Origin of the sequence: Castellaniella sp. (assembly GCF_004321985.1) — a bacterium.
In the GTDB taxonomy this organism is placed as follows: domain Bacteria; phylum Pseudomonadota; class Gammaproteobacteria; order Burkholderiales; family Burkholderiaceae_B; genus Castellaniella.
In genome coordinates this window covers 1-10,493 of record NZ_SCQN01000062.1, presented here as the reverse complement: position 1 = coordinate 10,493, position 10,493 = coordinate 1, and the positions used below count along the sequence as shown (strand labels likewise).

The 10,493-nt window shown below is 64.6% G+C and carries 5 protein-coding genes and 1 pseudogene; 4 read left to right on the top strand and 2 right to left on the bottom strand.

The window, feature by feature from the left end; translation table 11 throughout:
- Positions 1-263: 263 nt before the first annotated feature.
- Positions 264-3,209 carry a Tn3 family transposase gene (locus EPN31_RS15735; protein WP_291775440.1) on the top strand — a complete coding sequence of 982 codons (2,946 nt, stop codon included), beginning with the start codon at positions 264-266 and terminating at the stop codon, positions 3,207-3,209.
- A gap of 302 nt (positions 3,210-3,511) precedes the next feature.
- On the opposite strand, the gene EPN31_RS15730 is transcribed toward EPN31_RS15735, so the two are convergent.
- Complete coding sequence (locus tag EPN31_RS15730) at positions 3,512-6,619, bottom strand: efflux RND transporter permease subunit (RefSeq protein WP_235642049.1); 3,108 nt, start codon at positions 6,617-6,619, stop codon at positions 3,512-3,514.
- Positions 6,620-6,806: 187 nt separating this feature from the next.
- Between EPN31_RS15730 and EPN31_RS15725 the strand changes: the two genes are divergently transcribed.
- Entirely contained in the window at positions 6,807-7,727 is a 921-nt protein-coding gene (locus EPN31_RS15725) for a LysR substrate-binding domain-containing protein (RefSeq protein WP_051257513.1), read from the top strand.
- 165 nt (positions 7,728-7,892) lie between these two features.
- On the opposite strand, the gene EPN31_RS15720 is transcribed toward EPN31_RS15725, so the two are convergent.
- A complete protein-coding gene (locus tag EPN31_RS15720; protein WP_291775432.1) occupies positions 7,893-8,966 on the bottom strand; it encodes a site-specific integrase in 1,074 nt (357 codons plus the stop codon).
- A gap of 168 nt (positions 8,967-9,134) precedes the next feature.
- Here EPN31_RS15720 and EPN31_RS15715 point away from each other — a divergent pair, with 168 nt between their 5' ends.
- Together EPN31_RS15715 and EPN31_RS15710 are read left to right on the top strand one after the other, a co-directional pair.
- The gene (locus tag EPN31_RS15715) at positions 9,135-10,073 is read left to right on the top strand and encodes a DNA-binding protein (protein WP_235642051.1); all 939 of its coding nucleotides are present in this window, start codon (positions 9,135-9,137) and stop codon (positions 10,071-10,073) included.
- 244 nt (positions 10,074-10,317) lie between these two features.
- Positions 10,318-10,493: pseudogene (locus EPN31_RS15710) on the top strand (Tn3 family transposase); the annotation flags it as partial.

The following is a 10,493-nucleotide window of genomic DNA, read 5'->3' as shown; positions in this document are numbered from 1 at the left end:
TGGGTGGACGTCATCTGCTTTCTCCGGCTCCGGCGTTCTGTGCTCAGCGAGATTAGGATGCTGATGCATGTTATCTTACTTATACAGCATTGGAGGCGGCGTGTGTAACGCCCAGTTAGGTGTCACCTTGATTGTGGTGCAAATAGTGACGCTTCTCCGGCGCGTGTATCGCATTGATCTTGAAGGGAATATTACCTTGCTCGGAAACATAAGTTGCGTAAAATCAAGGGGTTGCTGTTAGTCTCTGATCTCCCCCGGCAAAGTTGGAGGCAGGCATGCGGTACTGGCAGACGCCCTACCTTGGGCTGCGATCCATCCCCAAGGAGCTGAACCAGTTCGAGCTCAACGCCTTCTTCAGCTATTCGCCCAAGGAACGGAGCACCATCTTTGCCAAACGCGATGGCTTGCATCGGCTTGCCTTGGCGCTGCAGATCGGTTTCATCCGGATGACGGGCAGCTTGCTCACGGCCGTCAAAGTGGTTCCGGCCGAGTTATGGGCGCATCTCGGTGAAACGCTCGGCATCGAAACGCCGAATATCGCGTCGCTGCGATCACTGTATCGTCGACACCGAACCCTGTTCACGCACCAGAATGCGGCCATGGAGGTGCTGGGTTTCGCGCGCATGTCGGAGCACCAGCGTCGCGCTCTGGTGCGCTACCTGCGCACCGAGGTGATGTCAGAGTTCGACCGCCATCGTTTGATGACGCGGGTCAACATCTGGCTTTACGAGCATGGCATCCTGATCGAGGGCGAACGTCCTTTGAAGGGCGCCATCGCTGCGGCGCTGAAGCTGGCCGAGGACGAACTTGAGGGCGTGATTCAACAGGATGTCCCGGCAACCATGCTCGCCGCGTGGGTGCAGGCTTGCCACGAGCCCGATGGCAAAGGACTCGCCATGCAGGAATGGCTCGCGCAGGCGCCGCATCGGAACTCGCTGCCGCAGATTCGGGAACAGTTCGAGCGTATCCAGCTCCTGACGCAATTGGGTGTCGCCGCTCACCCCATGCCGTCGGTGTCCGACCACATCAAACGCCACTACGCCCAAGCCATGGCTGATCGGCCGCCCTCGGTGAGTAAGCGCCTGGCCGACGCGCGCCGAACCATTGAGGTGTCGTGTTTCCTGCATACCGCGCTCTGCGTCGCGACGGATCGTCTTCTCGCCATGACCCGCCAGCACATCGCCGACCTGTGGCGGAAAGGCATGGACGCCGTCACCCAATCCGCCGAATCACGCGCGCGCACCCTGACCGCTTTTGCAAAAGAAATCCGCGAGCTCGCGCTGGACAGCTCTCTCAGCGAAGGCGACCTGCGCAAGGCCATGCTGAGTGCCGTGGAGAAAGTTGGCGGCACCAAGCGAATCACCCGTGCCCGCCTGACGCGTGAACAACTGCTGATCCAGAACAGCCGCAACTCACGATCCTTGCTGAAGATGCTGTGCGCGCTGCCGTTCGAGAGCGCCTCACCTCATCCGGTGATCCAGGCCATGGATGCGCTCCGCGCCATCTATCAGGATCGCAAGCCGTCGCTGCCCGAGGAGATACCGGTCGCCTTGGGCAAGGTGTGGGACGACATGTTGGTGGACATCGATCGGCAACGTGCGCTCCAGGCGTTCGAAGTGGCGACCTTGTTGGCGATGCGGCGCGCTCTGAAGAGCGGAAGCCTGTACATTGGACACAGCTTCAGTTTCCGCAGTCGCGAAAGCATGCTAATCCCCGCGGATGAGTGGGCCAAGAGCAAGCCGCAGCATTACGCACGGTTGAAGCTGCCGCGCGACCCGAAGGAATTCACCGAGCCGCTGATCAAAGAAGTATCGCGGCAGCTACAAGCCTTGGACAAGGCGGTGAAGGCCGGTGACGTCCTCGTGGACACGCACGGGATACATATCCCCAAAGCCGCCGCCGAGGACGTGCCTGAAGGCGTGTCCGTCCTGCGGGATGCCCTCGTGGAACGCATCGGCGCGGAAGAGTTGCCGGGCGTCATGATGGAAGTGGACAGCCATACCCGTTTCAGCTGGATGCTCCTGGGACGCGAACCCCGCTCGGTCGATGAACTGCGACTGGTGTACGCCGGCCTCCTCGCGCATGGCACCGCCTTGTCGGCGGCCGATACGGCGCGGATGATGCCGGGGCTCTCCGCCCAGGCGGTGAACCAGAGCATGCGATGGATGGCACAGGAAAAACGCCTGCGCGAAGCCAACGCCGCCGTCTTCGAATTCATGCACAGCCATCCGATCGCCGAAAGCTGGGGGCGCGCGGATCTAGCGTCAGCGGACATGATGAGCCGGGAAACGGTCAAGAGCAGCTATTTGGCACGGCGCGACCCCCGCACGAAGAAGAAATCCATCGGCATCTACACGCACATTCATGACCGCTGGGGCATCTTTTACGATCAGCCCATCGTGCTTGGCGAGCGGCAGGCCGGCGTGGCGCTGGAGGGCGTGCTCCGCCAGGATACGGTTGCGATCAAGCAGTTGGCCGTGGATACGCACGGGCAGACCGAATTCAGCATGTTCCTGGGCAAGACCGTCCAGAAGGACATCTGCCCACGATTGCGGGATGCCAGTGCGCACAAGTTGTACGTGACCCCGGAGATGGAGGTGCCCGAGGGGCTCAGCGCAGTGATCGCCAAGAACCTCGCTCACCCCGAGAGGTTAGAGGCCGTGTGGGATGAGTGCGTGCGCATGGCGGCTTCCACCCTGATGGGCAAAGCCAGCGCCGTCGATATCCTTTCCCGGTTCGGTTCGGCCGCCAAGGGCGATGCGTTGTACGACGCCGGCGTCCAGATCGGACGGTTGCTGCTCACGCTCTTCCTGTGCCGTTGGTTCACGCTGCCGGAGTTTCGGCGCGAAATACTGCGTACGCTCAATCACGGGGAGCGGGTTCATGTGCTGGAGCACGCCTTGGAAACCGGCAAGGTGCCGCGGCATCAGTTGAATGCCGCCATCCGCCTTCGTGGCGTCTCGTCGTCGATCACGCTGTTGAGCAACATCGTGATGGCGTGGACCACAACGCGCATGCAGCAGTCGCTGGCAGGCCTGCCGAAAGACATTGGCGCGCATGCCGTTCCGGAGAACCTGCGCCATATCGCTCCCATCCAGGAGGGGCTTATTAATTTCCGGGGGCTGTTCGTATTCCCCATCGAGCGATATATGGCGCGACTGCTCCCTGGCCTGCAGCCCGTCAGATCTGTGCTTCGAGGCATTCGATAAAGCAGCGTGGTGACGACAACTGCGGCTAAGTAGCACACGGACGACGAAGTTGTGGTGATGCTTACTTGGCATGGCGACTTGCAAGCTTCGGCCCTACTCTCTATCTGTCAACACCGCGATGTCGCGTACTCTAGCGAGAGCAATCACGATGCCCAGTAAGCGTTGACCACGGTGGCGCTTGCAATCACAGACCACCATGTCGGTGTTAATCAACCTGTGCGGCTGGACAACGGGTCGAAATCGGCCGTGAGTTTCCGATCATCTGGGTAGATACATACATCGGACGGTATCGCCGGAGCTACTCATGCAGCATTCTCGGAGCTGGCCACTCGCCGCCCATGTAGCCACGCACGGAGGCGATCCAAGTACAGATACACCACCGGCGTTGAATACAGCGTCAGCAACTGGCTGAAAACGAGTCCGCCAACGATGGCCACGCCCAGCGGTCGCCGCAGTTCCGCACCGGTGCCGCCGCCGACCGCCAGCGCGACGCCCGCCAGCAAGGCCGCCATCGTGGTCATCAGGATCGGGCGGAAACGCAGCAGGCAGGCTTCGCGGATCGCCTCACGCGGCGCCAATCCGCGCTCGCGTTCCGCGGCAATCGCGAAGTCCACCAGCATGATGCCGTTCTTCTTGACGATGCCGGTCACCAGCACCACGCCGATCATACCGATCACGCTGAGATCCATGTGCGCGAGGTCGAGCGCCACCAGTGCGCCGAGGCCGGCCGACGGCAGGGTCGAGAGGATCGTCAGCGGGTGGATGTAGTCCTCGTACAGGATGCCCAGCACCACGTACACCGCCACCACGGTCAGCAGGAACATCCACGCGAGACTCGCCAGCGACTGCTCGAACGCGCCCGCGTTGCCGGTGAACTTGCGCGCAACGCCGGCGGGCATGCCGATGGCCTGCGCCGCCTGCCGGATCGCCGCTACCGCCTGTCCCAGCGAGACACCGGGCCGCAGGTTGAAGGACAGGTTCACCGCGGGGAACTGCCCCTGGTGGACGATGGAAAGCGGCCCGGTGGCCTCGGTGTCGACGCGCACCACGGCGGACAGCGGCACCGTGCTGTTGGTGGTGGACTTGACGTAGAGATCGTCGAGCGAGCCCAGCCGGTGCAGTTGCTGCGGCGTCGCTTCGAGGATCAGCGGATAAGTGCCGACCTGGGTGAAATACTGGCTGATCTGGCGCTGGCCGTAGGCGTCGTCCAGGGTGTCGTCGATGGACTGGATGGAAACGCCCAGCTTCGCCGCCGTGGCGCGGTCGATGGCAATGCCCAGTTGCGGCGCGGCATCCTGCAGATCGCTGGCCACGCCTTCGATCTCAGGCAGCCGATGCATGGCCGCCAGCATCTTCGCCGACCAGTGGCGCAGCTCGTCGAGGTTCGCGTCCTGCAAGGTGAACTGGTAGTTGCCGCGCGAGCTGCGGCCGCCCACGGTGATGTCCTGCACCGCGTGCAGGTGCAGCGCGGCGTCGCCAATGTCGCGCAAGGCGTGATTGAGGCGTTCGATCACGCGCGGCGCCGCCAGCTTCCGTTCCGAATGCGGTTTCAGCACGATGAAATAGCGCGCGGTGTTCTGCGTCTGCGCGAAGCCGTTGCCGCCGGTGCTGCCCGTCCACGAGGCCACGCCCGCCACCGCCGGATCAGTAGCGACGACCGCGTCGATGCGGCGTTCCAGTTGCTGCATGCGTGCCGGCGACACGCTTTGCGCCGCGTCCGCCAGCGCGCCGATCAGGCCGGTATCCTGGGTTGGGAAGAAACCCTTGGGAATGGCCCAGGCCAGCGCCACGGCTAGCACCATCGTGGCGAGGAAGCCCGCGAGCATCCACGGCGCATGCGCCAGCACCCTATCCAGCGAGCGGCGATAGCCCGCCGTCAACCGCTCGAAACCCTGCTCGATACGCCGCGACCAGAGGCCCGGCGCGCGTTGCGCCGGATGGATCCAACGCGCGCACAACATCGGCGCCAGCGTCAGCGCAACCAGTGCCGACACCACCACCGCGGCGATCACCGTGAACGCGAACTCGCGGAACATGCGCCCGATCACCCCGCTCATGAAGGCCGTCGGCAACAACACGAACACCAGCGACAGGCTCATCGACAGCACGGTGAAGCCAATCTCGCGCGTGCCGTGCAACGCCGCCGCCGACGCGGGCTCGCCGGCCTCGACATGGCGGTAGATGTTCTCGATCACCACGATCACGTCGTCCACCACGAAACCCACCGCGATGGTCAGCGCCATCAGCGAGAGGTTGTCCAGGCTGAAGCCGAACCAGCCCATCGCCGCGAACGTGCCGAGCAGCACCACGATCAAGGTGATGCCCGGGATCACGGTGGCCAGCAGGTTGCGCAGGAACAGCGCCACCACCAGCACCACCAGCGCGACGGTGAGCACGAGGGTGAACTCTACGTCGCGCACCGAGGCGCGGATGGTGGTGGTGCGATCCAGCACCGTATGCACCTCCACGCCCGCCGGCAGGTTGGCGGTGAGCTCGGGCAGGCGCGCCTTGATACGGTTTACCGTGTCGATGACGTTGGCGCCGGGCTGCCGGTAGATCGTCAGCAGGATCGCGGGCTGGTTGTCGTAATACGCCGCCGCGGTGCGGTCGGCGGCAGCGCGCACGGCGCGGCCCACGTCCGCCACCTGCACCGGCGCGCCATTGCGGTAGGCGAGCACGACGTGCTCGAACTTCTTCGCCTCGGTGAGCTGGTCGTTGGCGGCGATGGTGTAGCCGGTGGTGGGTGTGTCCAGCGCGCCCTTGGCGGCATCGGTGCTGGCGGCGACCAGCGCGGCGCGCGCCTGTTCCAGGGTCAGCCCCATCGCGGCCAGCTTCGCCGGATCGAGCTGCACCCGGATTGCCGGCTGCTGCTCGCCGCCCAGCGCCACCTCGGCCACGCCGGACACCTGCGAGATCGAGCGTGCCAGCAAGTTGTCGACCTCGTCGTCGACCGTGGTCAGCGGCAGCGATGAGGACGTGGCCGCGAGTATCAGGATCGGTGCATCGGCGGGGTCGAGCTTCTTCCATGTCGGCGGCGTGGTCATCGTGGTCGGCAGCGACTTGCTGGCCGCGGTGAGCGCGGCCTGCACGTCCTGCGCCGCGGCGTCGATGTTGCGGTTGAGCGCGAACTGGACCGTGATCGAAGTGGCGCCCTGCGCGCTGAACGAGGTCATCTCGCTGACGCCGGCGATCTGGCCGAGCTGGCGCTCCAGCGGCGTGGCCACCGAGGCGGCCATGGTCGCCGGACTCGCGCCGGGCAGCGTCGCCGTCACCTGGATGGTGGGGAAGTCGATGGCTGGCAGCGGCGCCACCGGCAGGCGCGGAAACACGATCAGGCCCAGCACGGCGATGGCCGCCATCAGCAGCGTGGTGGCTACCGGACGCGCGATGAACGGGGCGGACAGATTCACTGGCGACGACTCCGGGTCGGTGGACAGGCAGGCCGCACTTGTCAGAAAGAAACAGCGGTGCTATCGGTAGCGTCCGGCTGGAATTGCACCGTCATGACGCGACAAGCCAGCAATGTATGCGCTTGTGTCCGTCGCGGCGAACGATTTCAGGCACGGCTAAGCATCACAAAACCTATCGGTAGACGTCGTGACGGCCGCATTGCCTTCGTTGAACCAACTCCGCGCCTTCGAGGCCGCCGCCAGGCTCGGCAGCTTTGCCGCGGCGGCGGTCGAGTTGCACGTGACGCCGGCCGCAGTCAGCCAGAAGGTGCGGCTGCTCGAAGGCCGGCTCGGCTTTCCCCTGTTCAAGCGCCTGCCGAACGGGCTGGATCTGACCGACCAGGGCCGCGCCTACCAGCCCGGCCTGCAGAACGCCTTCGAGGCCATCGCGCGGCTGACCGACGAAGTGCGCGCGATGCGCGCCGGCCCGGTGCTGACCGTGGGCGTGGCGCCGGCGCTGGCGATGCACTGGCTGATCCCGCGCCTGCCCACCTTCAACCGCGACCACCCGGACATCGAGGTGCGTATCGCCACCGGCGGCCTGATGAACCCACTGCGCGACGACTGGACCTGCACCGTGCGTCGCGGCAACGGCGACTGGCCGGGCTACACCGCCGAGGAACTGTTCGCCAGCACGCTGGTGGCCGTATGCACGCCCGCACTGGCCCCATCGCTGCGCAAGCCGGCGGATCTGCGCAAGCGACCCGCCATCGTCGTGTCTCATCTGCGCGAGCAATGGGCTTGGTGGTTCAAGGTCGTGGGGGGCAAGCCCGCCGGCATCCTGCGGGAAGTCTCCTTCGGCAGCTCCGCGATGGCGGTGCAGGCGGCGCTGGACGGTGTGGGCGTGCTGGTGGCGCAACTGCCCTACGTCAGTGACGCGCTGGCTTCCGGCCGACTGGTCGCCCCGTTCGGGATACCGACGCAACGCTACGAAAGCTGGTACCTCGCGTTCCGCGCGGTGCGCGCCGAGAATGGCGCGTTGCGTGTCTTCCGCACGTGGCTGCACGAAGAGGCAGCGCATCAGCGGGACAAGTACCCGATCACGGCATCTCACGCGATCACAAACTGACACATACGGAATCACTACGAGATCTTTTCGGTTCCGTGCGCGTGATGCGTCGATGATGGCGTCACGTGGCAAAGACGATCTGGCGAAACCCGAGGATGAAGCGTCCGCATCGTCTCACTGATGATAATCACGGTGGCGGAAAGGGGCGGACGATATATTCACCACTTACGCGCCGGTGGCGTTTCTGCAGCTTCCAGATTGTGGAACTGAAGACGGCAGAATCGCGTCGTCCAATAAGCGAGCGGCAGGATTGTCGGTCACGCCGCCAGCTTGGAAATACCCGATCACGCTGCCCACCGCGCGGTGCTCGGTCATGGCCATTAGCGCCGGCAACGCGACACCTTGGCGACCGCCTTCGGTGACGAAGCCCGAGCGTAGGCTGTGCCCACCAAAGTCACCTTCCAATCCGGCCAAGCGAGCGCGGCGTTGCACGATGGCGGCGACCGACGCCGGCGACAAGCCTTCGCCGACCCGGTGTCGCCACAGCCGCCGGAAGATCGCGCCTTCGCTAAGCTGGGCCGCGGCGAGCCAGGCGCCGAGCGCATCGGCTGCGGGCCCTAGGATGGGTTTGTCCGGCGTGGACGTGGCGCTTGGCCCGGCCTGCTGCGTCTTGCTGTGCTCGAGGTGATACACGAAAGCGCGCTCACCGACCCGGTGCAAGTCGCTCAGGTCGGCCGCCGCGACCTCGCTGCGGCGGCGCCCGCCGCTGGCGAACGCGAACAGTAGCAGTGCCCGATCGCGCAGGCCCATCAAGGAGTCGTCGCAGGTGGCCAGCAGGGCCGCCAACTCGGCCTGCGTGATCGCGGTCTTCTTGGCGGGGCGCTCGCCGCGCTTGACGGCGGCGCGCCGGGCACGCGCCAGCAGGTGCCGGACCGCAGGCTGCTCGCACGGGTTCGCCACGCGCCGCCATTGATGCGCCTTGGACAGCACGGCGAGGCGATGGCTGACCGTGCTCAGTTTCAAGGGGCCGGGACGCTGCTTGAGCCCAGCTTCGACCAAGGCGGCATCCAAGGCCGCCGGTAGCTCCCACGCCAGCGCGGCCTCGCTGCGTCGGGCCAAGTGGTCGACGAGGAACTGGATCACCACGGTCTCCGGCAGCGGCAGGGCGAAGGGCTGGCCGTAGCGCCCCTGATACCAAGCTACCCAATACCGCAGCGCGCTGGCATAGCTCCGCGCCGTGTTCGCCGAGGCCGCTTCGGCGAGGATCTCGCGCACTGCGGCGGCGGCTTCCGCGGCCAACTGCTCCGGCGAACATCGAGGTGGCCGAGTGGGAAGGAGCAAATTTGCATTCTTTTTCATATGTAGTATGTACTATATATAACGATTTAAAATGCCTACTCGCGATAAGCATCCATTATCGCTTGTATAGCATCAAACCCGACCACCTCGCACATGGGAAAGCCTGTCATGGCCAAGGGCATCACCGAAATGCAGGTCCACACGGCCGCCGACGCCCTGGTGGCTGCCGGCGAACGCCCCACCGTGGAGCGGATCCGTGCCCACCTGGGCACCGGATCCCCGAACACCGTCACCCGACTGCTGGATTCGTGGTGGCAGGCGCTGGGAGCGCGCTTGACCGCCCAGCACGCCGTAGCCTCGATCCCCGATGCACCTTCGGAGATCGCCGCCTTGGCGGGACAATGGTGGGCGCGGGCCTGCCAGCAGGCCCGCGAGGTAGTAGAGGCTGATGTCACTGGCGTGCGTATGCAGTTGGCCAATGATCGCGTGGATCTTGATCGCGATCGGGAGCTGTTTCAGCAGACGCAAACGGGTCTCGAACACGCCCTTACGCAGGCTCAGCAGGCTGAAACGGCCATGGCGGCACGACTGGCCGACGTCCAGCGGTTGGTCGAGCAGCAAGCCAACCAACTGGCGGATCTGACGCAGCAGCGGGATGCGCTGCAAACGCGGAATGAGCGAGGGGAAGCCGAATGCCGCAGCGTCATGGAGCGCCTGCAGGCGCAGGAAACGGCGGCGACGGCCGAACGTGAGCTGCTGGCCCAGCAGTTACGTGCCGCCGAAGATCACAGCCATGCCGAAGTGGATCGCGCCCGGCAGGAGAGCAAGGGACTGCGCACCCGGCTGAGCGCCGCGGAGAAGGAGCGCACCGTGGAACGTGAGCGGCATCGGCACGAACTCGATGACCTCCGGGTCAGCTTGGCCACTGCACAGCAAGACGTGGCGGCGTACCGGGCCCGGGTCGAGACACTGGAGCGCCAGTGGGCCGCGTTGGAGGAATTGCCGGCCATCCTTCGAGCCCAAGGACATGCGGCAAAGGGCAAGCGTACGGGGGCGGCGAAGAAGACCACGAAATCGGCGCGGCAGCGCGCGCGTTCCTCGCGTTGACTATGAGCGTCCGGCCAGACGGCTCGACCGAGCACCCGGGTCGGGGTGTCACTATCTGCAGCAAAATCACGACGGACGGTCGTTAGCCGGGTCGAATTAGGGCTTCAAAATAGGCCAACAGCAACTATTTGATAATAAAAGATTTTATCAAAGCGCCCAGCGAATTTTTACCGCAAAATCAGAGAGATACGGAAGCCATGGAAGTGTCACTATTTGCACCAGAATTAAGGTGACACCTTACCACGCATTTCGTGCCTTGGGTTCGGCCGTGCGCACGCTCTTCCTGCTTCAGTACATTTCCGACCAAGACCTGCGCGAACAAATCACCGCCTCCACCAACAAGGTCGAGGCCTATAACGGATTCTCGAAATACTTCTTCTTTGGTGGGGAGGGCATCATCGCCGACAACGATCCGGTGGA

Bases quoted from the DNA above. Each gene is read 5' to 3' on its own strand.
- EPN31_RS15715 (WP_235642051.1), top strand. From the start codon at position 9,135: ATGGCCAAGGGCATCACCGAAATGCAGGTCCACACGGCCGCCGACGCC.